Raw genomic sequence first — 25857 nt, forward strand, 5'->3', positions numbered from 1 at the left:
CTGTAAAACAGTAATTTTACATATTTTACTTAATTTACACTGTATCATTACCGAACACTTGCTGTAACAATAGCGTACGCTTAATTTTAGATATTTGCTTATAATGTACTGTAAAACAGTATTTTAATTTGTGGCATGTGATTGTATTAGGTATATTAAAAATATATTATTACAGTGGATAGAATTATAGAAAAAAAGAAGTGGAACACTAAGCGCATTTTGCTTATAGCAGGTATTACCGCGCTTATTGTGATTATTACTTTATGTATTGTTTACGGATCGGGTAAAAGTAAATTAACAGTCGACCCTGAACGCTTAACTATAAGCGAGGTTACAAAAGGGCCTTTCCAGGAATTTATACCGGTGAATGGTGTTGTACTTCCAATCACAACCATTTATTTAGATGCTGTTGAAGGTGGCCGTGTTGAGAAATTATTTGTTGAGGATGGTACTGATATGAAGGCTGGTCAGCCTATTATGAAACTTGCCGACCTTGACCTTGAATTGCAATTAGCTAACCAGCAAACTGCAGTATATAACGTGTTAACGCAAATGCAGATCTCTAAAAATCAGGCGCAACAAAACACCATTGGCTACCTGCAAGGTATGGCCGATGTTAACAATAGCTACCGAGAAGCTGAACGTGTATATAAGCTTGATCAGAAATTATACGCACAAAAGGCCATTGGTTTACAGGAATACCAGGTTGCGGTTAACGCGTATGATTATGCGAAAAATAAAAGAGATTTAAACAACCAGATCTTAAAGCGTGACTCTGTAAATGTTAAACTGCAGGCACAACAGTCGCAGGATAATTTAAAAAACATGCAAAACTCGCTTGAGTTGATGAAGCAAAAAGTTGGTGACCTGATTGTAAAGGCGCCAGTTGATGGCCAGCTTACATCAATGGATGCTGAAGTGGGACAGAATATAAATAAAGGGGAACGTTTAGGAGAAATTGACGTCCTATCAGGATATAAGGTTAGGGTAAATATCGATGAGCATTATATATCACGGGTATACAACGGTTTAATGGGTGATTTCTCATTTGCTGATAAAACTTACAAACTGAAAATTAAAAAGGTGTTTACACAAGTTACTAACGGACAGTTCCAGGTTGATATGGAATTTATAGGCGCTGCCCCACAAGGTATCAGAAGAGGCCAAACTTTACAGATCAGGTTGGCATTGAGCGACGAAACACAGGCAGTATTGGTACCTAAAGGTGGTTTCTATCAAACAACCGGTGGTAACTGGATATTTAAATTGAGTGCCGACGGCAAAACCGCTTATAAGGTTGACATACAGTTAAACAGGCAGAATCCTGATTATTATGAAGTAACTGGCGGCTTGCAACCAGGCGATAAGGTGGTAACATCAAGCTACGACACTTATGGCGATATGCAGGAATTAGTATTAAGTAAATAAAACAAACAACAAAAATATATCCCTCATGGGAACCAAACATTAAAGCATACAGAAATGATAAAGATCACCAATCTCAAAAAATTTTATCGCACTGAAGAGGTAGAAACCATCGCGCTAAACAAATTATCCATGCACGTGGATACTGGCGAATTTGTAGCCATTATGGGGCCATCAGGTTGTGGAAAATCAAGCCTGTTGAACATTCTGGGTATGCTGGATGACCCGGATGAAGGAAGCTATATTTTTAACGATATTGAAGTAGCGCATTTTACCGAGCGTAAGCGTGCTGATCTGCGTAAGCACAATATTGGCTTCGTTTTTCAAAGCTTTAACCTGATAGACGAGCTTACGGTATTTGAAAATGTAGAGCTGCCATTAATATACACAGGTGTGCCGACGGCTGAACGTGTAAAAAGGGTAGAAGAGGTGCTTCAAAAAATGCAGATCATGCATCGTCGCAATCACTATCCGCAACAATTATCAGGTGGACAGCAACAGCGTGTGGCTATTGCCCGCGCAGTGGTAAATAAACCAAAACTGATCCTTGCGGATGAGCCTACCGGTAACCTGGATAGCAGCAACGGTAATGATGTAATGGAATTGCTAACCGATTTGAACGAGCAGGGCACAACCATCGTAATGGTTACTCACTCCGAGCATGATGCCCGTTACAGCCATCGTATCATCCGCCTGCTGGATGGACAAACCGTGATGGAAAACATCATGATATAAAAAGAACAATAGTTTTTTAGTTTATATAGTTAATTAAAATGTCTCCGGCGCCCCTCTGTAAATGGAGGGGCAAAGTGGAGAAAAAACTGCCAAAAATTTACCTATCCAAATACCTTACATCATGATACGCCTCTACATCAAAACAGCATTTCGTTCCCTTCAAAAAAATAAGGGCTTTACGGCAATTAATGTACTTGGCCTTGCTTTAGGACTTGCAACCTGCTTATTAATAGTTTTTTATGTAGTTGATGAGTTGAGTTATGATAAGTATAACGTTAACGCCAATAGAATTTATCGCGTAAACGAAAATCTAAAGTTAGGCGATAACAAGGTTCAGTATGCGGTTTGCATGGCTCCGCTTGCGCAAACGCTGAAGGCTGATTTTCCTGATGTGGAGAATACAGTCCGGTTAAAGAATATAGGTGGCATGCACGTAACCAAAGGCACTGAAAGTATCTTAGAAAACAGAGCTTTATTTGCTGATCCATCGGTGTTTGAAGTATTTACATTGCCTGTAATTTATGGTGATAAGAAAACCGCACTTACTGAACCAAATACAGTGGTTATAAGTGAAGATATGGCCAAAAAATATTTTGGCAGGTTAAATGTTGTGGGTGAAAATTTGATAATTGATGGTAATTTAAAGAATCCGATTAAAGTTACCGCGGTAATTAAAAACATTCCTGAACAATCACATTTTCATGCTGATTTTTTGGTATCGATGGCATCTAATCCGGATAGCCGTTCTGCTGAATGGTTACGAAGCGATTATAGCACTTACGTGCTGGTGCGTAAAGATGCTGATTATAAAAGGCTGGAAGCGCAATTTCCACAGTTTTTAAGGAAATACAGTGGCAGACAAATGCAACAGGAACTAAATATGAGTTATGATACATTTGAAAAGAATGGTAGCTTTTTCAGGTTGAATATGATACCGTTAACCGATATTCACCTGCACTCTAATTTAACGGGAGAGCTTGGAGTTAATGGTTCAGTACAATACGTCTACATTTTTTCAGCTATCGCGATATTTATACTACTGATAGCCTGCGTAAACTTCATGAACCTTTCAACCGCCCGCTCAGCAAACAGGGCAAAGGAAGTAGGTGTACGTAAAGTGCTGGGCTCTGCACGCAAGCACCTGGTGTTTCAGTTTATAGCAGAATCAATGATAGTAACACTTATCGCTGTTATGATCGCGTTGGTGTTATCAATATTAGTACTTCCTCAATTCAACAATCTGGCAGATAAAAATATATTGGTGAATGCACATACTTTAATATGGCTCTTACCTTCAGCATTAATAGCTGTTTTATTGATCGGATTTTTAGCCGGATTATATCCTGCATTCTTTTTATCTGCCTTTAATCCAATCCAGGTATTGAAAGGCAAAATAGCAACAGGATTCAAAGGCGGGTCATTACGCAGCTTTTTGGTTGTGTTTCAGTTTTCTATTTCCATATTTCTGATCATCGGTACATTGGTAATCAATAACCAACTTCAATATATTCAAAACCGGGATTTGGGGTATAATCGCAACCAGGTACTGATCATTCAACATGCATTTGAACTGGGAGATCATGCCAAAACATTTAAACAGGAAATTAAACAACTGCCGGGTGTTTCCAATGCTACACTAAGTGGTTATTTACCAACCACATCAAACAGGGGCACAGGTATATTTTATAAAGAAGCGATTGCCGATCCTAAGAAATCACTATTCCCACAGGTATGGAGTATTGATGAGGATTACATCGGCACATTGGCCATGAAAATAAAATCAGGTCGCAATTTCTCGGCCCAAATGCCATCAGATTCCAACGCCATTGTTATCAATGAAACCGCCGCCAAGTTCCTTGGATTCAGCGATCCTGTGAACAAGGTGGTTTACCGGTCATCGGGTGGCCCTAATCCAACTTATAAGCCTTATACCATTATTGGTATGGTAAAGGATTTTAATTTCAGTTCATTGCATGATAATATTTCTCCTGTTGTGTTGCAGCTTAATAACGACAACAGCAATTTAAGCATCAAGATAAATACGGCAAATATGCCGGTATTGCTTTCGCAGATAGAAGATAAATGGAAAGGATTTACCCCGACACATTTTCAATATACATTTATGGATCAGGATTTTGATGCGATGTACCGATCTGAACAGCGCACAGGAACAATCTGCATAGTGTTTACGGTATTAGCCATTGTTATAGCTTGCTTAGGTTTATTTGGCCTTGCTGCTTATGCTGCTGAGCAACGCACCAAAGAGATTGGCATACGTAAGGTGCTTGGTGCAAGTGTGGCAAATATCTCTGCAATGCTTTCCAAAGATTTTATAAAACTGGTATGCATTGCCATATTAATAGCATCGCCGATTGGATGGTACCTGATGCAGAAATGGCTGCAGGATTTTGCATACCGTGTAAACATACAATGGTTGGAAATAGGTGTCGCTGGTATTGCTGCTTTATCGGTGGCAATGATTACCATTAGCTTTCAGGCTATTAAAGCAGCAGTTATTAATCCTGTTAAAAGTTTGAGGAGCGAATAAGTTTAAGATTATATCATTAAATAAAAATATAAATCCATAATACAATGATAAAGAACTACTTTAAAATAGCCTGGAGAAACATAAGAAAACATAAAGGTTTCGCATTTATTAATGGAGGGGGGCTTACCTTGGGGATAGCGAGTTGCCTTTTGCTACTATTGTATATAACCTATCATTTAAGTTTTAATCATCAGTTTAAGAATCTTGATAATATTTATGTTGTAAAAAATAATCAGCATGGCGATGGGCAGATCTATACTTTTGAAGCTACCCCCGGTGCCGCCGCTGCAGCTATTAAAGCGGAGGTGCCCGGAGTTGTAAAATCTATCCGCGTTGACGATTACAATGCCGGGAGTTTGATTAGCTACAAAAACAATGGTTTCAAAAAAACTGGGCTATATGCGGATTCTGCTTTCTTTTCAATGTTTTCCTATCATTTTATTGAGGGTAATGCATTAACCTGCTTAAATCTGCCCAATTCTATAGTAATTACTGCTGATTTTGCAAAAACACTATTTGGTAATGCCAACCCCATTAATAAAATTGTGACACGTAACAATAACGTGCCGATGCTGGTTACCGGGGTAATTGATAATATACCTGCAAATGAATCATATCAGTTTGATTTTGTAATGCCATACTTGCAGTTTGAAAATGATAACGCATGGGCTAAAGGCCCAAACTGGGGAAATAACTTTTGCCAAACCTATGTTCAATTGAAGGATCCGGGATCATTAAACAGGGCTAATTCAATTTTAAGATCTCTTATCGCCCGCCACGATACCGGTAATACCAACCAACTTTTCTTATTCCCGTTTTCAGAGAGTCATTTGTATCAAAATTTTCAAAATGGGAAAGCTGTTGGCGGCATTATCACTCAAGTCCATTCTTTTGAAGCACTTGCCCTATGCATTTTGTTAATTGCCTGCGTTAATTTCATGAATCTGTCTACCGCCCGTTCTGAGGAAAGGGCTAAGGAAGTAGGCATCCGTAAAGCTATCGGTTCCAGTCGTTCAGCATTAATATGGCAGTTTATCACGGAGTCGTTGATATTATCTTTTATATCAACCATAGCAGCGGTAGTAATATTGGTATTGTGTTTGCCATTTTTTAATAATCTGCTTAAAATTAATTTATCATTCCCTGTTGAAGATTGGTCTACCTGGGTTCTAATTATATCCATAGCGCTTGTTACAGGTTTACTTTCAGGTAGTTATCCGGCGTTTTATTTATCATCATTTCAACCTATAAAAGTATTAAAAGGTGTATTCAGAGGAGGTAGCGGTGCGCTCTCAATACGTAAAGTATTAGTAGTTGTACAATTTGCCTTTGCAGTTTTTCTAATAACCGCTACCATTTGTGTGTACAAGCAAATTGGTTTTGTGCAAAGCATGGGCAATGGTTATGATAAAAATAATCTGGTTGAGATACCTATAGAAGGTGAATTAGGTAAAAGAGCCGAAGTTTTGATAAATGAATTAAAAAAGAACAGCTCGATAACAAATGCCACTTGCATATCGCAAAGTATAACCCAAAATGGTAGTAATACCTGGGGTTTTAGTTGGCCCGGCAAACAACCAAAACAGCAAGTTTTAGTTGACATGTTTTACGCAGGATATGATTTTACTCATACCACCGGAGTTAAACTATTGGCAGGGCGTGAATTTTCGCCGGATTATCCGATCGACACGAATAGCAAGACCCCATCGGTAATGATCAATGAAACTGCGGCCAAAATCATGAATCTGAAACAGCCGATAGGAACAATAATTAAGAATGGCGATCAGCAAATTACAATAGTTGGCGTTTACAAAGATTTTATATGGGGATCGCCGTACTACAAAGTGCCCCCAATGGTTACGTATTGTGATGGTTATTATGGCTCAGTGTTAGCATTACGCTTAAACCAGGCACGTAGTATAACTGCTAATATTGATCAAATTAACAAAAGCTTAAAAGCGCTTAACCCGGCGTATCCACCCACAATCAATTTTGTTGACAGCGAGTTTGAAAAGAAATTTGAGAATGAAAAACTTTTAGCTACACTTGCTAATTTGTTTGGTGGTTTGGCAATATTAATTTCTTGCCTCGGTTTGTTTGGCCTGGCTGCCTATGCTGCTGAGCAGCGTACGAAAGAAATTGGCGTACGTAAAGTTTTGGGCGCTACTGTAAGAAGTTTAACCGGGCTATTATCAAGAGATTTTTTAATACTGGTACTTATAGCCATCGTAATTGCTGTGCCTGTATCTATATGGGTGCTTAACAAGTGGTTGCAAAATTATCAATATAGAATTGGCTTAAGCTGGTGGATAATGGCTTTAGCAAGTATAATAACTATAGTTATAGCAATGACTACTGTTAGTTACCAAGCCATTAAAGCAGCATTAGCTAATCCGGTTAAAAGTTTACGTTCAGAATAGTTCAAACACATTAAAACCAATAGCCATGATCAAAAATTACATTAAAACCGCGTGGCGGAATTTGGTGAAAAATAAATTTTACTCAATTATCAATATCATTGGTTTAACAGCAGGGCTGGCTATTGGGATATTAATATTGTTTTGGGTACAGGACGAATTTAGTTTTGATAGCTTCCACAAAAATGCCCAAAACCTTTATAAACTGGAGCTTTGGGGTGGAACCGGCGCAAGCAGGCAAATATGGCAAAGCACTGTTTTCCCAATAGGAGTATTAGCTAAACAGGGATTGCCCGAAGTAGAAGAGGAGGTGCGTGTAAGCGCTAATAATGATTTCTCATCTTATAAATACCAGGATAAAATTTTTGCTAACGATAGGGTGGCCTATGTAGATCCCTCATTTTTCTCAATGTTTAGTTTCCCCGTTCTACAGGGAAATAGCAGCAAGCCTTTCGCTAACGATAATTCAGTAGTGATAACACAAAGTACTGCGCAAAAATATTTTGGTAATGATAGCGCAATAGGTAAAGTTATTATGGGTGATAATAAGCAAAATTTTACCGTTAGTGGCGTTATTGCTAATTTCCCGGAAAACTCGAGTATCAAGTATGATCTGCTAATGCCTATAAGCTTTCATATCAATTTAATGCTTACTCAAAAAGTTGATTTAAATAGCAATTTTGATGAGTATGATTGCGATACCTATTTTAAACTTAGGCCGGGAACATCATTAAAATCACTTTCAGACAAATTATTCCATATTCATATAAAGCATCGTCCTGCCGATACAGATGCTGATTATCTGCTGCTGCCAATCGGAAAAATGCATTTGTATAATGCTGATTTAACTGATAAAGGCGTTACAACAGTGCGGGTTTTTTTGGTGGTTGCTTTATTGATATTGATTATAGCTTGTATCAATTATGTAAATCTATCTACCGCAAGGTCAATGCTGCGTTCTAAAGAGATTAGTATGAGAAAAATTATTGGCGCAAATAAAAGCCAGCTTTTTATACAATTTATTGTTGAGACAACTTTGTTGTTTTTACTTTCTGTAACATTAGCATTGGTGTCTATTCATTTTTTAATGCCTATGTTCAATCAAATATCAGGCAAGAATATGACCTTTAACATAACCGACTATCATGTTTGGTTGATCATCATCTTTACTATAACAGGCACGTTAGCTGCGTCAAGTATTTACCCTGCTATGTTGTTATCGTCATTTGAGCCATTAAAAGCGCTTAAGGGTAAAGTATCAGCAAATATTGGAGACGTGTTATTTCGAAAAATATTGGTCGTTACACAGTTTGTTTTCTCAATTATGCTTATTGTAAGCACTATTGTGATCACAAGCCAGCTAAATTATATACGCTCAAAAGAATTAGGTTATGATAAAAGTCATACCTTTTCATTGCCGATGCGCGCGATGGGCGATCACTATGATGCTGTTAAGGATGAATTATTAAAACAGCCCGGTATATTGGATGTTACGCGTTCCAATCAAAATATTGTTGAGATGCGTGGAATATCCGGCGAAACTGAATGGGAAGGCAAAGCGCCTGGTCAAACGTTTATTGTAAACCTAATGACGATAGACAAAGATTTCATATCATTTTTTAAAATGAAAATGGCATTAGGTAAAAGTTTTACCGGTGCGGTAAATGATACCAGTCATTTAATATTGAATGAAGCCGCTGTAAATCAAATTGGTTTGAAAGACCCAATAGGCAAGCGTTTCCAGGCCTGGCACATTAAAGGGACAATTATCGGCGTGGTAAAGAATTTTCATTTCGCATCCATGAAGGAAAAAATAGGACCGGCTGTATTTTATTATTATCCATCGTATTTAGGTAATATGTATGTAAGAACCACAGGAAAGGACGCGCCAAAAGCCATTTCAGCGGTGCAAAAACTGTTTAAACAATATAATGGCCAATATCCTTTCAATTATACTTTTTTGGACGACAAGTTTAACGATCTATATAAAGGCGAACAACAGGAGGGCATCTTATTTGATTATTTTGCCGCTATAGCTATAGGTATTTCATGCCTAGGTTTACTTGGGTTGGCTGCTTTTACCGCACAGGTACGAACCCGGGAAATTGGCATACGCAAAGTTCTTGGTGCCAGCATTAGCAATGTAACCGTGCTGCTGTCTTTTGATTTTATTAAGCTTGTATTAATTGCTATCGTGATGGCCACACCTATAGCCTGGTATGCCATGAGTAAATGGCTCCAGGGCTTTGCTTACAGAATAAATATAGATTGGTGGGTGTTTTTACTTGCTGGTTCTATTTCAATCATTATTGCCCTTGCCACTATAAGCTTTCAATCAATTAAAGCCGCAATAGCAAACCCTGTTAAGAGTTTAAGAAGCGAATAACAACTGTATCGTAACCGAACATAAGGTGTTCTGCATGCGAACACTTTCTATTGGCGTTTTAATTTAAAGCTTTGATTAATAGATTTTTATAATTTGGTATGTAATTGGCCTACTAAATATTAGATATCGCGTGAGCGAAAATAAATAAGTAAAGATGATTAAGAATTATTTAAAAACTGCTTGGCGAAACTTGTTAAATAACAAGAGCTATGCAACCCTTAATATTGTTGGCTTAGCCGTTGGTATTGCGGCTTGCTTATTAATTTTCCTGATTATAAAATTTGAGACAAGTTTTGATAATTTTCATTCAAAAAAGTATAATATATACCGTGTGCTTACTATACAGGCCGGCCCTGATGGAAAAGAGCTGATTAGTGGTGTTCCTTTTCCAACTGCGCAAAGCCTAAGGTTGGATTTTCCTCAACTTAAAGGAGTTGCCAGCATTTTAAAATCGAATGGTACACTATTGAGTTTGAATAATGATCAGGTAAACACAATAAAGAAATTTAAGGAGGATGACACTTATTATGCCGAACCCCAATTTTTTGATGTGTTTGATTTTAGTTGGTTGGCAGGTGATAAAAAAACAGCATTAACCGACCCTAACACCGTTGTTTTAACTAAAACAGAGGCTGAGAAATTTTTTGGTGACTGGAAAAGCGCAATTGGGAAAACCATTAAGCTTGAAAACAAAACCAACCTCAAGGTAACAGGCATATTAAATGATCCACCTGAAAATACTGATTTTCCACTAAAAGTTGTAATCTCTTTTTCAACGCTAAAAGATAAAGAAAATAACTATCATGATAATTTCGCCAACTGGGGAAGTATATATGGCGAACATTATTGTTTTGTAGTTTTACCTAACAATCAATCAGAAAGCCAGTTTAATAACTATCTCACCGGATTTGTTAAAAAACATTTTACGACTGGCCCTATCAAGCAAGATATGCAGTTACAACCGCTATCAGATATTCACTATAATGCCGAGGTTAGCAAATATACCAAGGGAAATTTCAGCCATCAATTGATAGACGCGATTGCGCTGATCGGGATGTTTCTATTGGTAATAGCATGTGTTAACTTTATCAATCTTGCAACCGCTCAGGCTGTTAACCGCTCAAAAGAAGTTGGTATACGTAAAGTTTTGGGCAGTACCCGTGAGCAACTTGTAATGCAATTCATCATCGAAACTTTCATTATTACATTTACAGCAATTGTTATTGGTATAGTGGTTGCGTTTGTGGCATTACCCTATTTTAATATTCTGCTGGATATTAAATTAAGTACAGCATTTTTATCAGATCCGGCTGTTATACTATTTGTCATCGGTTTATTAATTGTAGTTACCCTTTTGGCTGGTTTTTATCCGGCTATGGTATTATCCGGCTTTAACCCGATAGCGGCATTAAAGAATAAAATTACTGCCAGCAGTACAAGCGGTGTGTCATTACGCAGGGGTTTGGTTGTGCTGCAATTTTGCATTGCCCAGGTATTGATAATTGGCATGCTGGTTATTATCAACCAGATGGATTATTTTAAAAATAAATCATTAGGCTTTGTAAAGGATGCTGTAATAAATGTTGGTTTACCTAATGATAGCATTAGTTTAACCAAAATTAATACTTTACGCGACGAGCTTTTACAGCAGCCTGGTGTTAAAGATGTTAGCTTCAGTTCTTCAAGCCCGTCTGATAATTCAAACTCAAATACTGAGTTTACTTATGATAATGCTGCTAAACCGGAGCCTTTCCAGGCGAACATGAAATATGCGGATGCGGAATATTTTAACCTGTATCATTTGCAACTGGTAGCAGGCCGACCATACATCAAAACCGATACGATACATGAGCTGGTAGTTAATGAAACGCTGCTAAAAAAATTGGGTGTGTTAAATCCTAATACTGCGATAGGTAAAAATATTTTAGTAGAAGGGAAGAAAGCGTTAATTGTGGGGGTTGTGAAGGATTTTAATGTAACATCATTAAAGAAACAAATACCTCCGGTTATTATGGCTTCATATAAAGATACTTATGAAGATATCAACATAAAAGTTCAGCCAGCCAACCTTACGCAAACGCTTTCATCTATAGAACATACATGGAATGCTACCTTTCCTGATTATGTTTACGAATACAAGTTCCTGGATGAGAAAATAGCCGGTTTCTACAAAAGCGACACCCAGCTATCACAACTCTTTAAAATATTTTCAGGCATCGCCATATTTATATCTTGTTTAGGATTATATGGGCTAATATCATTCATGGCCTTACAACGAATTAAAGAAGTTGGGATCCGTAAAACGCTAGGCGCTTCGGTAGGCAGTATTGTTTACTTGTTCTCTAAGGAGTTTACTGTACTTATCTTTATTGCCTTTGCTATTTCGGCTCCGATAGGTTGGTTTGTGATGCACAGATGGTTGATGACATTCACCTACAGGTATTCATTTGGCCCATCTATTTTCCTGATATCGATTGCTGCCTCGGTAATTATTGCCTGGCTAACTGTAGGATATAAAGCACTAAAGGCAGCATTGTCAAACCCGGTGAAGAGTTTAAGAAGCGAATAGTAATTTGTAATCTGCTGTATCATAACCGAACGCCCCATGTTGCGATAGCGAACAGTTATGTATAGTTTAATTGAGTTTAATCTACTGTAATTCAATAGATTAATACTTTGGTACACTATTCACTATCTATCAATAAGATTTAACAAACTATTTAATAAATACATAATGTTATCACTTCAGCATATTTCAAAATACTATCAAAACGGCGGTACTAAAAACTACGTGATCAATGATATCAGCCTTGATATTGAAGAGGGCGAATTCGTGTCTATCATGGGGCCATCAGGCTCGGGAAAGTCTTCATTGCTAAATATTATTGGTATGCTTGATGAGCCGTCAAGCGGTTACCATTACTTCGCAAACGAAGCAGTTCATCAGCTAAAGGAAAAACAGCGCTCCGCTTTATATAAAAAGTATATCGGTTTTGTATTCCAGGCTTATCATTTAATTGATGAACTGACCGTTTATGAAAACATCGAAACACCGCTGATTTACCAGGATTACAAAAGCGCCGAACGTAAAGCCATGGTTGCTGATATCTTAGACCGTTTTCAGATAGTTGGAAAAAAAGATCTTTTCCCGGCGCAATTATCCGGCGGGCAACAGCAATTGGTTGGCATTGCAAGAGCGCTTATCGCAAAGCCCAAGTTGTTACTGGCTGACGAGCCTACCGGCAACCTTAACTCCAAGCAAGGTGATGAGATTATGCAACTTTTCAGAAAATTAAATAAAGAGGATGGGGTAACCATTATACAGGTAACACATTCTGAAAAAAACGCCGAGTACGGTAGCCGGATCATCAACTTATTAGACGGCAAAATTGAATCATCAAAACAACTTTAAAGAAAATGTTCTTCCGTAAATTTTATATAATCCCGTTATTGCTAATTATTATGTTAAAAGCATCTGCACAGCAGCAAAATAATCTTTTAACACTTCAACAATGCCTCGACATTGCTATTAAAAACAACTTGCAGGTTAAGGAAACTGGTTTAACAGCATCAACTGATAGCATTGGATACTTACAGGCTAAAGAAAATATGTTGCCAACGTTAAATGGTTTGGCTGAACGTAATCTAAATCAGGGCCGCGGGATAAACCCGATAACTAATACATATGTTAATCAATCGCTAACAACTGATGAGTATGGTTTAAATGCCGGTGTAAATTTGTTTAACGGCCTTGCTTATCAAAATGCCGTAAAGCAAACACGCTTAGCTTACCAGGCTGGTAAAATGGATTTCCAGTCGGCGAAAGATCAGGTGACTTTAAATGTGATCACCAATTATTTATTGGTACTTGACAACGAAGAGCTATTAAATTCAACCGAAAGCCAACTCGCTGTCGCTAATGAACAGGTAGAGCGTTCAAAGATATTGGAAAGCCAGGGTGCCAATAAAGCAGCATCCGACTTATATGACCTAAAAGGATCACTAGCCGGAAGCCAGGTTGCTGTGGTAAATGCACAAAATAGTGTTACGTCGGCAATGGTGAGCTTATTTCAATTAATGAATATGCCTTACAATAAGGATGTTACCCTGCAACCGTTAAACGCGCAAGACCTTGCCGGTGATTATGGTATTAACCCTGACCAGGTTTATCAAACTGCGCTACAGCAACTTGCCGCAATAAAGGCAGTAACCTTGAGACGGGAAAGCGCTGAAAAAGGTGTTAAGCAAGCTAAAGGATATTTATTTCCTACATTGGCTTTAACAGGTGGTGTAAATACTTATTATTCCAGCGCGGGGCAGAAGGCAACATTTGTAGACTCGACCAGTGTGCCGACTGGTACTTATATCAATTCTCCGACTGGTAAGCAGCAGGTTTATGGTACCCAAGCAAATTATAACTATCAGAATATAAATTACATAAACCAATTGCGTGGTAATTACAGTACTTATGTAGGGTTAACCCTAACCATACCTATATTTAATAATCGGGTTAAAAAAAATGCTGTGGCACTTGCAAAAATTACTTTGCTTAATAACGAATATATCGAGGATAATACCAAAACACAGCTGCAACAAAACGTTGAGCAGGCTTTTTATAACATGACTGCTGCCTATAACAAATACCAGGCATTAAAAGACCAGGTGGCTGCGTATTCAGAAAGCTTCAGAATTTCAAAGATCAGGTATGATTCAGGTGTATTAACTTCAGTAGATTATATTATAGCTAAAGATCACATGGATGCTGCAAATCTTAGTTTAATTAGTGCGAGGTACGATTATTTTATTTACAGCAAGATATTGGATTATTATCAGGGAAAATTGTCATTCCAAGCTAACTAATTTTACACTTTAAACAACATATTGGGCGTTTATTCCGTATATATCGCGAGCCGGTCACTTTTATATTCCGAATAATATGCGAAGAGTAATCTTTACCCTATTTATTTTCTTATTTTTTGCTGCATCAGCGTCGGCCCAATATTTACCAAATTTTCAATTTGGAATTAAAGCTGGGGGTAACTATTCAAATTTCCCTGGTTCAGCAAACTATTCAACCAAAGGTGATCCCGGTTTTCAGACTGGTGTGTACACACGTTTCGGGGGTTTGGGCCTGGAGTTTCAACCCGAGTTGTACTTGCAAAAATCGGTTGTTACTATTTCTGATCCGGGAGAAGCCGGAGGAATTAATAAATCTTATTTCACCACATTTAATTTGCCACTGCTGATTGGCTATAAAATTGGGAATGATAACTTAGGTGGCAGGATTATGACAGGCCCTGTATTAATTTTCAGGTTGCAAAACGATCAACAATTTATTGATGGGCAGCGATTGAATTATACAGATCAAAATTATGGCTGGCAAGTAGGAGGAGGGATAGATTTTCACGATCTTTCAATTGATATCCGTTATGAAGCAGGGCTTAACAAAATTGGTTTTGGTTACGGCGCTACCGAAAATCAAAGTTCCAAAATGAATATGATCAGCCTCTCAATATCATATAGCTTGTATTCAGATTATTCTCTCGATTAATAATATTTCAAAATTTCTTTAATAAATGTTTGTTTTACATTTATTATGTTTGTTATATTTGTTATCCAATTATAATAATTATAACCTTTTAACGAAAACATCATGCAAAAATTTGTGTGTATATGCGCTGTTTTTTTCTGCTGCTTAAATTTGAGCTGTTCAAAAAATAAAGTTAGCCCTACTCAGCCGATAACAACAACAATCGATACTACTTTTTTTAAAGGAGCTGATGTAAGTTGGGCTACACAAATGGAATCATCCGGCTATAAATTTTATGATAAAAACGGCAATCAACAGGATATTTTTAATTTGATGAAGAGTCTTGGATTTAACTCAATCAGATTAAGGGCTTGGGTGAATCCGACAAATGGTTGGTGTAATACAAAAGATGTTGTAGCAAAAGCGGTCCGCGCTAAAAACGCAGGCTTAAATGTTATGATTGATTTTCATTACAGCGACGTCTGGGCCGATCCCGGCGACCAGAATAAACCTGCTGCGTGGGTAAATCTCTCATTTGCAAACCTGGTTACAACCGTGGGCACTTACACTACAGGTGTTATGGATACCTTAAAATTGAATGGTGTCACCCCAAAATGGGTACAAGTAGGTAACGAAACCAATGATGGGATGCTGTGGCAAGATGGGCGCGCATCAACCAATATGGCAAATTTTGCGGCTTTGGTTACCAGTGGCTATAATGCTGTTAAAGCAGTAAGCCCGTCAACAAAAGTTATTGTGCATTTATCTAACGGTTACGATAATAGTTTATTTGAGTGGATGTTTGATGGACTAAAGGCAAACGGCGCTAAATGGGATATTATTGGAATGTCATTATATCCAACAATAAGTAATTATACCACACTTGATGCCCAGTGTTTGGCAAATATGAATGATATGGTTTTACGATACGGAACGCCAGTAATGATAGTTGAGGTGGGTATAGAAGAAGACCAACCAACTATTGCACAAGCTTTCCTGACTGATATTTTGCAAAAAACACGTTCGGTGCCTAACAAACAGGGATTAGGCGTTTTCTATTGGGAACCCGAAAGCTACAACAGCTGGCAAGGATATACCTTAGGTGCATTTGATAATACAGGTAAACCAACTATCGCCCTGAATGCCTTTGCTAATTGATTTTACAACATTAATGCTGTAAGCACAAATACAAAAGCAATGCAAAATGCAAATACGATTGAGTAAACGAAAGAAATTCCAATAAGCTTTGTTATGGTTCTAAAAGGGCTGCGATGATAAAAAACACGCATCGATTTATATAAATACCATATAATACCAATAGTTGCAATTGTTGTTAGCCAGTCACTCAAACCCCAGCTTGTTGGGAGTATTATTTCAAGCAGCATTATTATTGATAAAAAAAGGAATAAAAAACAGTGCAGGTGGAAAGTATATATTAAGTGTTCCACGTAAAATTTTTTGTTGTTCCAAAAAGCGATCTGAAATATTAGAGCACATAGCGGCAACATTAAGAACATCATTTTGGGTACATTATGCTTAAATTCATCATAAATAACTTCCTTTGTTCTCGAACCGTATTCCTTCCTATAAGCTAAAGCTTTTTTATTATACATTTTACCTAAAAATCCATCTCTTTCTTTAGGTAAAAGTTTTTGTTGATCTGACAAATACTCTGTGTAACTCGTATCATGGGTACTTCCGGGAAGCCTATATCCTTTATCATCACTTCGCAGATCATCATTATCATCATCAGTAGTGTCGCCTTTAGCTAATGCTTTTTCATTTTGTTTTTTTGCATCAATGATAAAGTTTTTCCCCAGGGCAGGCATGTCAGGGTCTTTTAAAACACTATCCAGTTTTTTATTAGTATTTACTAAAGTTTTTTTGCTGACGTGTTTTTCGCCGTTGTCGGCAATCTTAGCGGGTTTAAAGCTTGTCTGGAATAAGAGCACAAAGTACACCAAGCTAATAAAAATGTACATCTTAACCGGGTGCAGGTAACGTATACGGCGGCCTGCCATGTACTCGTTGGATAGAAAACCGGGTTTTAAAAATAATGGTTTTATGGTAGAAAAAAACTGATCATCAAAATGGAAATAATCGCTGATGGCATGATTCATCATGTGGCCAAAGCTTTCCTTCATTTGAAGATTTTCCTGGCCGCAGTTATAACAAAACTTACCCTGTAACTTAAAGCCGCAGTTTAGGCAATCGTCCTCTTTGCGATAATGTTTTTTCATTGGATACTTAGGAATTTATTATTGCTTTTTTCAATGCCGGATTATCATTATACCTGAAAACAAAAGGAAATATAATGGCGATCACCAATGCGTAGCCGGCAAATGTTAGCCATATGCCATGCCAATTTTTGGAATGATCTGCCAATGTGAAAAATTTGTCAATTATAATACCGCTTAAAATACTACCGAAGAAAGCGCCAAATCCATTTACCATCATCATAAACAATCCCTGTGCGCTTCCCCTAATCTCGGGTGAAGTTTGCGTTTCTACAAATAATGATCCCGATATATTAAAGAAATCGAAAGCCATACCGTACACGATGCATGACAAAACGATCATCCATAAACCATCGGCAGGATTGCCAAAAGCAAATAGTCCAAAACGCAACACCCAGGCAATCATACTGAATAGCATTACGTATTTGATCCCGAACCTGCGCAGGAAAAATGGTATGGTGATGATAAAGAAAGTTTCGGAGAATTGCGATATCGACATGATGATTGCAGGATATTTTACGCCGATTGAATCTTTGTACATCGCTATATTTTTAAAATCCTGTATGTAAGTATCGCCATATGCATTTGTCAACTGCAAAGCGGCACCCAAAAGTAAAGAGAACGCAAAGAAGATGGCAAATTTTGGTGTTTTAAATAGCGTAAATGCATTTAAGCCTAAGGAATCAACAACTGATCTGCTGGATTTTTTATCCAAAAGCGGCGGGCATTTTGGCAAGCTGAATGCATATAATCCTAACAATAAAGAAAATGACGATGCAATATAAAATTGATTAGCCGAAGTTTCGTTATGCGTTAAACTAACTACCCATAGAGCTACAATAAAGCCTATAGTTCCCCAAATCCTTATTGGTGGATAAAACTTCACCACATCAATATTATCTCGCTTTAATGCTGAATAAGCAACTGTTATGGAAAGTGACAAGGTTGGCATATAAAACACCATGTTTAACAGTATCACCCAAAAAAATGTAGCCGGATTTGTAACTAATGGAATGCAAAATAATGTTGCCGCACCTAATATATGTAAAATACCATATAGCTTTTCGGCATTAATAAATCGATCTGCTATTATACCGGTAAGTGCCGGCATAAAAATAGCTGAAATGCCCATTGTGGAAAATATTGCGCCAAATTGCGCGCCCGACCAATGTTTATTTTGAAACCAGTATGCACCGATGGTTAACAGCCATGCCCCCCAGATAAAAAACTGCATAAAATTCATCAGTATTAAGCGGAACTTAATATTCATAGGGCGCTAAGTTTGAAATATTAATAGTCAATGTTAAAATAATGACTGGAAAATAGACAAATAATTGCGAAACCAAAAATATGGGGCATACAAAAAATCATCCTAAAAATGGCGGACGCTGGATTTTAGGATTATTCAAATGTTAATCAGGTAGTTAAGAAGCTTTTCTTTTATTTAGCTCATCGCGAATTTTAGCAGCCTTTTCGTAAGCTTCATCAGATAATGCTTCCTGAAGTTTAGTTTTTAACTCATCAGTGCTTAATGAAGTAAAGCCGGCAGGAGATGAGCCGGATGAAGCTGTCACTGTTTTTTCTTCAGGACTTTCATTTATGTTTTCCAGGTAAACAAAATCGTTTCCTTCAATTACAATACCCGCAGTTGAAAGGATAAATTCATAAGTGTATATATGGCAATCGAACCTTACCGCGATGGCAATAGCATCAGATGTGCGGGCATCAATCTCAATATTCTTTTTACCGTCTGAACAGATTAGTTTGGAATAAAATATACCATCAACGAGATTGTAAATAATGATTTCTTGTATGTTGATGTGATAAGCGTCAGCAAAGCTTTTAAACAGGTCATGAGTAAGCGGCCTGCTTGGGGTCATTTTTTCTATTTCGATAGCAATAGCCTGAGCCTCAAAGCTTCCGATGATAATAGGGAGCCTGCGCCTGCCGCTAACTTCGCCTAAAACCAAAGCATAAGCACCGGACTGTGTTTGACTATATGATAAACCTACAATGTCCAGCTTTATTTTTTTCATGTTATTACCCATCACAACAGATCCTGTTTTGTAAAGAAGCGTTAAGTACTTCAAAATTAATTGCCAAATAGTATACTCGGCAACACTTTAACCCTGCTTACGCATCTTTGTTTATATTGCTTGAATATTTTACAAACAGCTTGTTGAATGAACGAGCTAATAAATTATTATTGCAATATACAAATTTGGTTGACAGCAAATATATTACTCCTAAAAGCTATTTTTGCAACGAGGGACTAATTTTTACCTTCGCTGTGCTTTTAATTAAGGAATACGTTTGTGCAAATTTAATTAAAAAAAAGAGAGTTTAAAATGCAGGTAGGCAGATTAGAAAAGCTATTGGAATTTATAAAAAACGAACCTGAGGATGAGTTTTTAAAATATGCCCTGGCAACCGAGTATTTAAGGTTGAATAATAGCGTTAAAGCGTTGGAATATTATGAAGATCTGGTTAATAACCACCCGAATTATGTGGGTACTTATTATCACTTGGGTAAATTATATGAAGCACTTAACCGCAAACAGGATGCTATTTCCATTTATGAAAAAGGTATGAAGGTAGCCCGGGAAAAGCGCGATAATCACGCTTTTTCAGAACTGCAAGCCGTTTATAACGAAGCAACCGGTTTACACGATGACGACGACGATGAATAATTAGACCGATAAAATTGAAGAAAAGCCAGTTACTTTTTATTCGTGACGCTACTTTGTACACATTTACCTCCTTTGGTGGGCCACAGGCGCATGTAGCTATTTTGCTGCGCGAATTTGTAGAAAAGCGTAATTATATAAGCGAAGAGGAATTAATGGAACTGGTTGCCCTCTCTCAACTATTACCAGGCCCATCATCAACCCAAACACTGGTTGGCATAGCCTGGAAGGTGGGGGGATTGCAGCTGGCATTACTAACTTTTTTAATTTGGGTTTTACCTTCAGCGGTTATTATGTGCATAGCAGCAATTAGTTATCAAATGTTTGCCGGGCATGCCAAGTTTGCTAATATTTTGCATTATGTACAGCCAATTGCTGTAGGCATTGTAGCTTACGCCACCTATACTTTTGCCAATAAGTTTTTAAAATCAAAGGTGAGTACAATGCTGGCTATTGGATCGCTGATTGTTACGCTGCTTTTGCAAAATCCATATGCATTCCCTTTGCTGATTTTAATGGGCGGAATTATCTCATCCGCAAAAGAAACTCATCCCCATGAAAATGAATTGCGTGTAAGGTTATTTGCCAATGTAAACCCCAATAAGGTTGCTTATTTTATAGGTATTTTATTACTATTTGCTGTATTAGGGGCTATTATTAACCAAACATCGCCATTTAGCTTGCCGATACGTTTATTTGAAAACTTTTACCGGAACGGGATATTGATCTTCGGCGGTGGACAGGTGTTGGTACCTTTAATGTATACCGAGTTTGTTGAATTAAAACATTATTTAGGCAGTTCTGAATTTCTTTCAGGATATGCATTGCAGCAAATGCTTCCGGGTCCTACGTTTTCCTTCACTTCTTTTTTGGGCGGGGTGACAATGGGGAATAAGGGTTATGGGATTGGCGGGCAGATTGTTGGGAGTATAGTGGCAGTGATAGGCATTAATACTCCGGGATTAATATTGATACTTTTTATTGTGCCTTTTTGGGAGGATTTGAAAAAAATCACCCGGATAAAAAACTCTTTGAGCGGAATAAATGCCGTGGCGGTGGGCTTTATGGCGACGGCTTTTATATTGCTGGCTAAACCTTTCGGTACAGATTGGCTAGCTTATGTGCTAATGATTGGGACGGCGCTGTTGCTTTATTTTACGAAGATTAAGACGCCGGTTGTGATTATTATTGGGATAGTATTGGGGTTGGTGTTTTAATCAAAATATGCAGTCTTTACTCAGGAATACTGAAATCAACAACCAAATATTTTGTTTCGGCTAACCTATCTTCAATAAATCTATCAATTTTTAAATAAAGCAATGTTGTATATGGGATCTCACAAAGTTGATTTTTAAAAATAACTCCATCATCCATATATGTACCATAATCACCATTATCGGCTTCTTTTTTAAATGTGGTATCTCTTAGATTAAACCTTTTTTTAATCTCATTTATTTTTTTTCCTTCTTCAGAATATATATAATTATGTTCTGGCGATTTGAAAAAATAGTTTAATGAATCTTCGGTCTTTTTGTAAGACATCATACTTTGCCAAAGTGTATCGTTTTTACCATTCTCGGCAATTATGGCTAATTTAAAAGAATAAGATATTTCAAATCTATCAGATTTGTTTTTCGGTACAATTTCTATTTTACCAAGGTTTAACCCTTTATCGTCATCTGTTTTTAAATGGATAGTATCTGATTTAGTAGATAGTATCCACACCTTGTAATTTCTGGTATCGATGGTATCGCCATTGTGTGTGTATTTATTGTTACCACTTTTGTATGTAATAAACGCAATATTATTAAGTCTAATTGAAAAATCAGGAAAAATTATTTTTGATAGCAAAGGATTGTTTGATGTATCTCTATCAACCTCAGTTGATTCTGAAGATATTTGTGTTGTAGTTATTTTATTAATAGTATCTATAACTTTCGATGTGTCTGTTTTAACCACTTTATTTGGCGAATGACAGGAGTATATCCCAATAATTGAAGCTAATAATCCAATTTTAATAATATGATTCATGGTTTAGATAAAATAGAATATAGGCATTTGTACCGAAATTAAAACGGCGGGTTCTCGTCCTCCATATCGTCCATTCTTGATGGCCGGATAATAAAGTTGCTCGGCTTTTCAAAATCCTGTGATGGGTTTAAGCCTGCAAATGCATTTGGTGGTGCAAATCCATCGCCTCCCTGGTCAAGATCGGTAAATTTCACAAACTTGCCTACGAATTTCAATCTTACAGTTCCGGTTTCACCGTTACGGTGTTTGGCGATGATTACTTCACCTACGCCATTGGTTGGCATACCGTTCTCATCTTCAGTTAAGCCGTAATATTCAGGTCGGTAAAGGAACAAGACCATATCCGCGTCCTGCTCAATAGAACCCGATTCACGTAAATCCGATAGCATTGGTCTTTTTGCAGCACCCGGCCTGGTTTCCACCGCACGGCTTAACTGCGACAGCGCAATTACCGGTACGTTTAATTCCTTTGCAACAGATTTTAAGGCACGTGATATACTACCAATCTCTTGCTCACGGTTACCACCACCTTTACCATCAGCCTTACCCTGCATCAACTGTAAGTAGTCAATGATGATGAGCTGAATATCATGCTGCGATTTTAAACGGCGGCATTTAGCGCGAAACTCAAATATATTTAAAGCTGGGGTATCATCTATAATTAATGGGGCTTGCTCAAGTCGGCCAATTTTAGAGTGAATCTGTGCCCATTCCCATTCTTCCAAAGTGCCTTTACGTATCTTTTCCTGCTCTATTTCGGTTTCACCGGATATCAAACGATTAACCAACTGAACAGACGACATTTCGAGCGAGAAAACAACTACCGGTTTATCAAAATCAACTGCGGCGTTACGTGCGCAGCTCAATACGAATGCTGTTTTACCCATCGCCGGGCGGGCAGCGATGATCACCAAATCTGATTTTTGCCAGCCTGAAGTCATGCGGTCCAGATCAGTAAAGCCGGATGCAACCCCGGTTAAACCATCCTTTTTATCTTTTAAGGCTTCAATTTCTTTTAATGATTCATGTAACAGGTCATCCATCTTACGTGAATCGCGACGAAGGTTGTTTTGGGCGATCTCGAAAAGGTTTTTTTCTGCCTTATCCAATAAATCGAGTACATCAGAAGTGTCCTCATAAGCGCTATTGATCACCTCCGTAGAGATCCGGATCAGCTCGCGTTGAATGAATTTCTGGATGATGATACGTGAGTGAAACTCAATATTGGCTGCTGATGCAACGCGATTGGTTAATTCGGTAATATAATATGCACCGCCTATCATTTCCAGTTCACCCAACTGGCGTAATTGTGCAGTAACGGTAAGTATGTCGACAGGCGACGATTTTTCAAACAATAAATGAATGGCATTAAATATCTTTTGATGACGCGCATCATAAAATACCTCGCCTTTTAATATATCGATAACCGATGACAGGGCATCTTTTTCAAGCATCAACGCGCCTAATACCGCTTCTTCCAAGTCAATTGCTTGCGGTGGTAATTTACCTAAACCAGCATATTGTGTTGGGTTGGCCGGCCTTATACGGCGTTCGTATTGTTTGTTTTGGTTATCGTTCTCAGTAATCATGGGACAACAAAAATATGCTAAAAAATGGCGGATGTACCCTAAGTTTAAATCTTTTTATGGAGATGGGCTAAATGCCCTCAATGCCAAAAAAATCGAAACATTTAATTAACAGTCGATTGTTAATAAACATTTATTGAGCATATTAAATAGCTAATATACAATAAATTACAAATAGTGTTAATAAAATATTTTTGATAAATTATCTAAAAATAGATAAATACAAACAGCATCATCCACATCGCTACAAAGTTAATTAATATGGCTATTTTTGCAGCCTTATTTAAAAATATATAATGGCTTATAATAGCAGGGAAGTCCGCGAAAGTAATCAAATGGTATTTGGCATCAGGGCCGTGGTTGAAGCGATCCGCGCAGGTAAGGATATAGAATCGTTATACCTGCAAAGAGGTGCCGGCGGCGGGCTGCTGAATGAGCTTAGGGCTTTGATGGTAGAATATAATATCATCGCCCAGATGGTTCCGGTAGAGAAGCTTAACAGGCTTACCATGAAGAACCACCAGGGGGTTGTGGCCTATATTTCACCAATCACTTACCAAAAAGTAGAAGATATTATTCCGCAAATATTTGAAAAAGGGGAAGTGCCATTAATATTGGTATTGGATGCCATTACGGATGTACGCAATATGGGAGCGATAGCCCGTACTGCAGAATGCGCCGGTGTACATGCGATTGTAATCCCGGCAAAAGGCTCGGCACAAATCAATCCTGATGCTATTAAAACGTCGGCAGGTGCGTTGTACAAGATCCCGGTGTGCCGCCATGATAACTTTATGCAAACAGTGAAATTATTGCAGGAAAGCGGCTTACAATTGGTGTGTTGCACGGAAAAGACCCAGGAAGATATTTATAAACCTGATTATACCGTACCAACTGCCATTATAATGGGATCAGAAGAGGATGGTATCCGTACTGAGATTATCCGCATTGCTGATCACCTGGCTAAGATCCCAATGTTTGGGGAGATTGAATCATTGAATGTGTCGGTTTCGACAGCGGTGATTGTTTATGAGGCGATTAGGCAGCGGGAATTAGTTAAATAGTGACTGGTTGATTAGAGATTAGTTTTGCAACGCACAGCAACTAATCTCTAATCTATATTCTCTAATCTCTAAATATATTTCGTTCCAAATTTATTCTTCACATCAGCAACTACTTGCTTAATGTTTTGCTCCTGATCGCGTGGACAGATCAGCAGCGAATTGTTTGATTCCACTACGATAAAATCGTGGAGTCCCTGTAATATCACCAGCTTTTCTCCGGGTACATTTACCATGCAGTTTGAGGAGTCGTACATGATCACTTTTTCGGATGGAATTACGGCATTTCCTACATAATCCTTATCGGCCAAATCATAGATGGATGCCCAGGTACCAAGGTCGCTCCAGCCAAATTCTGATGGTAGTACGTATACGTTATCAGCTTTTTCCATAATGCCGTAATCGATAGAAATATTGGTACATTGCTGATAAGCATGGTGGATGTGTTTCTTTTCTTCAGAAGTATTATAAACTGTTCTTGCATCAGCAAAGATCTCATTCATATCAGGCAGATATTGTTCAAATGACTTTACAATTGCTTTTCCGGACCAGATAAAGATACCCGCGTTCCATAAAAAATCGCCGCTTTGTAAAAAGGTCTTGGCTATTTCTAAAGTTGGTTTTTCGGTGAAGGTTTTTACTTTATAAAAATCGTTTTTAAGTGCGTTATCGGTATATTGAATGTAGCCGTAACCGGTATCAGGGCGGGATGGTTTTATCCCCAAAGTTATCAAGCAATCATTTTCCGATGCAACTTGTAAAGATTTTTCAATTGTGCTTATAAATGCAGCCTCATCCAGGATCAGGTGATCTGATGGTGCCACAACAATTGCAGCGTTAGGGTTAAGGCTTTCTATTTTAAAACAACCATAAGCAACGCAAGGCGCAGTATTGCGCATCACCGGTTCGGTTAGTATCTGGTCATCGCCCATATCAGGCAATTGTTTTTTTACGAGGTTGGTATAATTCTCGTTGGTAACAACGTATATGTTTTCTTTCGGGCAAACTTTTAAAAAACGGTCATAGGTGTTTTGTATAAGTGTTTTGCCCGTGCCCAGTATGTCAATAAATTGTTTTGGATGCGAGGTTCTGCTAATTGGCCAAAAACGGCTTCCGATACCTCCTGCCATGATAATAGCATAATAGTTTTTATTCATTTGTTGTAAAAAATTTTAATTGCATACAAGGCCGCAAAATTGTACAATATTCTGTAA

General features: G+C 37.8%; 19 protein-coding genes. 13 read left to right on the forward strand and 6 right to left on the reverse strand.

Annotated features, from left to right (window positions below; translation table 11 throughout):
• The first annotated feature begins 174 nt into the window (after positions 1 to 174).
• The 10 genes from ACYZ0U_RS09595 to ACYZ0U_RS09640 all read left to right on the forward strand — a co-directional run bounded on the left by ACYZ0U_RS09595 (position 175) and on the right by ACYZ0U_RS09640 (position 16199).
• Complete coding sequence (locus ACYZ0U_RS09595) at positions 175 to 1428, forward strand: efflux RND transporter periplasmic adaptor subunit (protein WP_461451869.1); 1254 nt, start codon at positions 175 to 177, stop codon at positions 1426 to 1428.
• 54 nt (positions 1429 to 1482) lie between these two features.
• On the forward strand, positions 1483 to 2160 hold the full coding sequence (locus ACYZ0U_RS09600; protein ID WP_461451870.1) for an ABC transporter ATP-binding protein: 678 nt from the start codon (positions 1483 to 1485) through the stop codon (positions 2158 to 2160).
• 121 nt (positions 2161 to 2281) lie between these two features.
• On the forward strand, positions 2282 to 4708 hold the full coding sequence (locus ACYZ0U_RS09605) for an ABC transporter permease (protein WP_461451871.1): 2427 nt from the start codon (positions 2282 to 2284) through the stop codon (positions 4706 to 4708).
• 44 nt (positions 4709 to 4752) lie between these two features.
• The gene (locus tag ACYZ0U_RS09610; RefSeq protein ID WP_461451872.1) at positions 4753 to 7128 is read left to right on the forward strand and encodes an ABC transporter permease; all 2376 of its coding nucleotides are present in this window, start codon (positions 4753 to 4755) and stop codon (positions 7126 to 7128) included.
• A 25-nt stretch (positions 7129 to 7153) separates the two neighbouring features.
• Positions 7154 to 9511, forward strand: coding sequence for an ABC transporter permease (locus ACYZ0U_RS09615; RefSeq protein WP_461451873.1), 2358 nt, complete (start codon positions 7154 to 7156; stop codon positions 9509 to 9511).
• 154 nt (positions 9512 to 9665) lie between these two features.
• Complete coding sequence (locus ACYZ0U_RS09620; RefSeq protein ID WP_461451874.1) at positions 9666 to 12080, forward strand: ABC transporter permease; 2415 nt, start codon at positions 9666 to 9668, stop codon at positions 12078 to 12080.
• Positions 12081 to 12245: 165 nt separating this feature from the next.
• The gene (locus ACYZ0U_RS09625) at positions 12246 to 12923 is read left to right on the forward strand and encodes an ABC transporter ATP-binding protein (protein ID WP_461451875.1); all 678 of its coding nucleotides are present in this window, start codon (positions 12246 to 12248) and stop codon (positions 12921 to 12923) included.
• 50 nt (positions 12924 to 12973) lie between these two features.
• Entirely contained in the window at positions 12974 to 14371 is a 1398-nt protein-coding gene (locus ACYZ0U_RS09630; protein WP_461451876.1) for a TolC family protein, read from the forward strand.
• Between the two features lie 76 nt (positions 14372 to 14447).
• Positions 14448 to 15062 (forward strand): outer membrane beta-barrel protein, encoded by a 615-nt coding sequence (locus ACYZ0U_RS09635; protein ID WP_461451877.1) that lies wholly within the window; start codon positions 14448 to 14450, stop codon positions 15060 to 15062.
• 102 nt (positions 15063 to 15164) lie between these two features.
• Entirely contained in the window at positions 15165 to 16199 is a 1035-nt protein-coding gene (locus tag ACYZ0U_RS09640; protein ID WP_461451878.1) for a glycoside hydrolase family 53 protein, read from the forward strand.
• Positions 16200 to 16201: 2 nt separating this feature from the next.
• On the opposite strand, the gene ACYZ0U_RS09645 is transcribed toward ACYZ0U_RS09640, so the two are convergent.
• The 3 genes from ACYZ0U_RS09645 to ACYZ0U_RS09655 all read right to left on the reverse strand — a co-directional run bounded on the left by ACYZ0U_RS09645 (position 16202) and on the right by ACYZ0U_RS09655 (position 19314).
• Positions 16202 to 17281: a DUF3667 domain-containing protein gene (locus tag ACYZ0U_RS09645; protein ID WP_461451879.1), complete on the reverse strand. Its 1080-nt coding sequence runs from the start codon at positions 17279 to 17281 to the stop codon at positions 16202 to 16204.
• 7 nt (positions 17282 to 17288) lie between these two features.
• Positions 17289 to 18548 carry a nucleoside permease gene (locus ACYZ0U_RS09650; protein ID WP_461451880.1) on the reverse strand — a complete coding sequence of 420 codons (1260 nt, stop codon included), beginning with the start codon at positions 18546 to 18548 and terminating at the stop codon, positions 17289 to 17291.
• A gap of 154 nt (positions 18549 to 18702) precedes the next feature.
• Positions 18703 to 19314, reverse strand: a complete 612-nt coding sequence (locus ACYZ0U_RS09655; protein WP_461451881.1) for a bifunctional nuclease family protein — start codon at positions 19312 to 19314, stop codon at positions 18703 to 18705.
• 312 nt (positions 19315 to 19626) lie between these two features.
• Between ACYZ0U_RS09655 and ACYZ0U_RS09660 the strand changes: the two genes are divergently transcribed.
• Positions 19627 to 19968, forward strand: coding sequence for a tetratricopeptide repeat protein (locus tag ACYZ0U_RS09660; RefSeq protein WP_461451882.1), 342 nt, complete (start codon positions 19627 to 19629; stop codon positions 19966 to 19968).
• A gap of 14 nt (positions 19969 to 19982) precedes the next feature.
• Positions 19983 to 21182, forward strand: a complete 1200-nt coding sequence (gene chrA / locus ACYZ0U_RS09665) for a chromate efflux transporter (protein WP_461451883.1) — start codon at positions 19983 to 19985, stop codon at positions 21180 to 21182.
• 16 nt (positions 21183 to 21198) lie between these two features.
• Here chrA and ACYZ0U_RS09670 read toward each other — a convergent pair whose 3' ends face one another.
• Together ACYZ0U_RS09670 and dnaB are read right to left on the reverse strand one after the other, a co-directional pair.
• On the reverse strand, positions 21199 to 21996 hold the full coding sequence (locus tag ACYZ0U_RS09670; protein WP_461451884.1) for a hypothetical protein: 798 nt from the start codon (positions 21994 to 21996) through the stop codon (positions 21199 to 21201).
• 38 nt (positions 21997 to 22034) lie between these two features.
• On the reverse strand, positions 22035 to 23585 hold the full coding sequence (dnaB, locus tag ACYZ0U_RS09675; RefSeq protein ID WP_461451885.1) for a replicative DNA helicase: 1551 nt from the start codon (positions 23583 to 23585) through the stop codon (positions 22035 to 22037).
• 293 nt (positions 23586 to 23878) lie between these two features.
• On the opposite strand from dnaB, the gene rlmB reads away from it, so the two are divergent.
• On the forward strand, positions 23879 to 24646 hold the full coding sequence (rlmB, locus tag ACYZ0U_RS09680) for a 23S rRNA (guanosine(2251)-2'-O)-methyltransferase RlmB (protein ID WP_461451886.1): 768 nt from the start codon (positions 23879 to 23881) through the stop codon (positions 24644 to 24646).
• A gap of 68 nt (positions 24647 to 24714) precedes the next feature.
• On the opposite strand, the gene ACYZ0U_RS09685 is transcribed toward rlmB, so the two are convergent.
• Positions 24715 to 25800 (reverse strand): mannose-1-phosphate guanylyltransferase, encoded by a 1086-nt coding sequence (locus tag ACYZ0U_RS09685; protein WP_461451887.1) that lies wholly within the window; start codon positions 25798 to 25800, stop codon positions 24715 to 24717.
• Between the last annotated feature and the right edge of the window lie 57 nt (positions 25801 to 25857).

The organism is Mucilaginibacter sp. (genome assembly GCF_965225845.1).
GTDB lineage: Bacteria > Bacteroidota > Bacteroidia > Sphingobacteriales > Sphingobacteriaceae > Mucilaginibacter.

Coding starts and splice junctions, on each gene's coding strand:
- ACYZ0U_RS09600 (WP_461451870.1), top strand. CDS start 1,483: ATGATAAAGATCACCAATCTCAAAAAATTTTATCGCACTGAAGAGGTA.
- ACYZ0U_RS09605 (WP_461451871.1), top strand. CDS start 2,282: ATGATACGCCTCTACATCAAAACAGCATTTCGTTCCCTTCAAAAAAAT.
- ACYZ0U_RS09610 (WP_461451872.1), top strand. CDS start 4,753: ATGATAAAGAACTACTTTAAAATAGCCTGGAGAAACATAAGAAAACAT.
- ACYZ0U_RS09615 (WP_461451873.1), top strand. CDS start 7,154: ATGATCAAAAATTACATTAAAACCGCGTGGCGGAATTTGGTGAAAAAT.
- ACYZ0U_RS09620 (WP_461451874.1), top strand. CDS start 9,666: ATGATTAAGAATTATTTAAAAACTGCTTGGCGAAACTTGTTAAATAAC.
- ACYZ0U_RS09625 (WP_461451875.1), top strand. CDS start 12,246: ATGTTATCACTTCAGCATATTTCAAAATACTATCAAAACGGCGGTACT.
- ACYZ0U_RS09630 (WP_461451876.1), top strand. CDS start 12,974: ATGTTAAAAGCATCTGCACAGCAGCAAAATAATCTTTTAACACTTCAA.
- ACYZ0U_RS09635 (WP_461451877.1), top strand. CDS start 14,448: ATGCGAAGAGTAATCTTTACCCTATTTATTTTCTTATTTTTTGCTGCA.
- ACYZ0U_RS09640 (WP_461451878.1), top strand. CDS start 15,165: ATGCAAAAATTTGTGTGTATATGCGCTGTTTTTTTCTGCTGCTTAAAT.
- ACYZ0U_RS09645 (WP_461451879.1), bottom strand. CDS start 17,281: ATGAAAAAACATTATCGCAAAGAGGACGATTGCCTAAACTGCGGCTTT.
- ACYZ0U_RS09650 (WP_461451880.1), bottom strand. CDS start 18,548: ATGAATATTAAGTTCCGCTTAATACTGATGAATTTTATGCAGTTTTTT.
- ACYZ0U_RS09655 (WP_461451881.1), bottom strand. CDS start 19,314: ATGAAAAAAATAAAGCTGGACATTGTAGGTTTATCATATAGTCAAACA.
- ACYZ0U_RS09660 (WP_461451882.1), top strand. CDS start 19,627: ATGCAGGTAGGCAGATTAGAAAAGCTATTGGAATTTATAAAAAACGAA.
- ACYZ0U_RS09670 (WP_461451884.1), bottom strand. CDS start 21,996: ATGAATCATATTATTAAAATTGGATTATTAGCTTCAATTATTGGGATA.
- dnaB (WP_461451885.1), bottom strand. CDS start 23,585: ATGATTACTGAGAACGATAACCAAAACAAACAATACGAACGCCGTATA.
- rlmB (WP_461451886.1), top strand. CDS start 23,879: ATGGCTTATAATAGCAGGGAAGTCCGCGAAAGTAATCAAATGGTATTT.
- ACYZ0U_RS09685 (WP_461451887.1), bottom strand. CDS start 25,800: ATGAATAAAAACTATTATGCTATTATCATGGCAGGAGGTATCGGAAGC.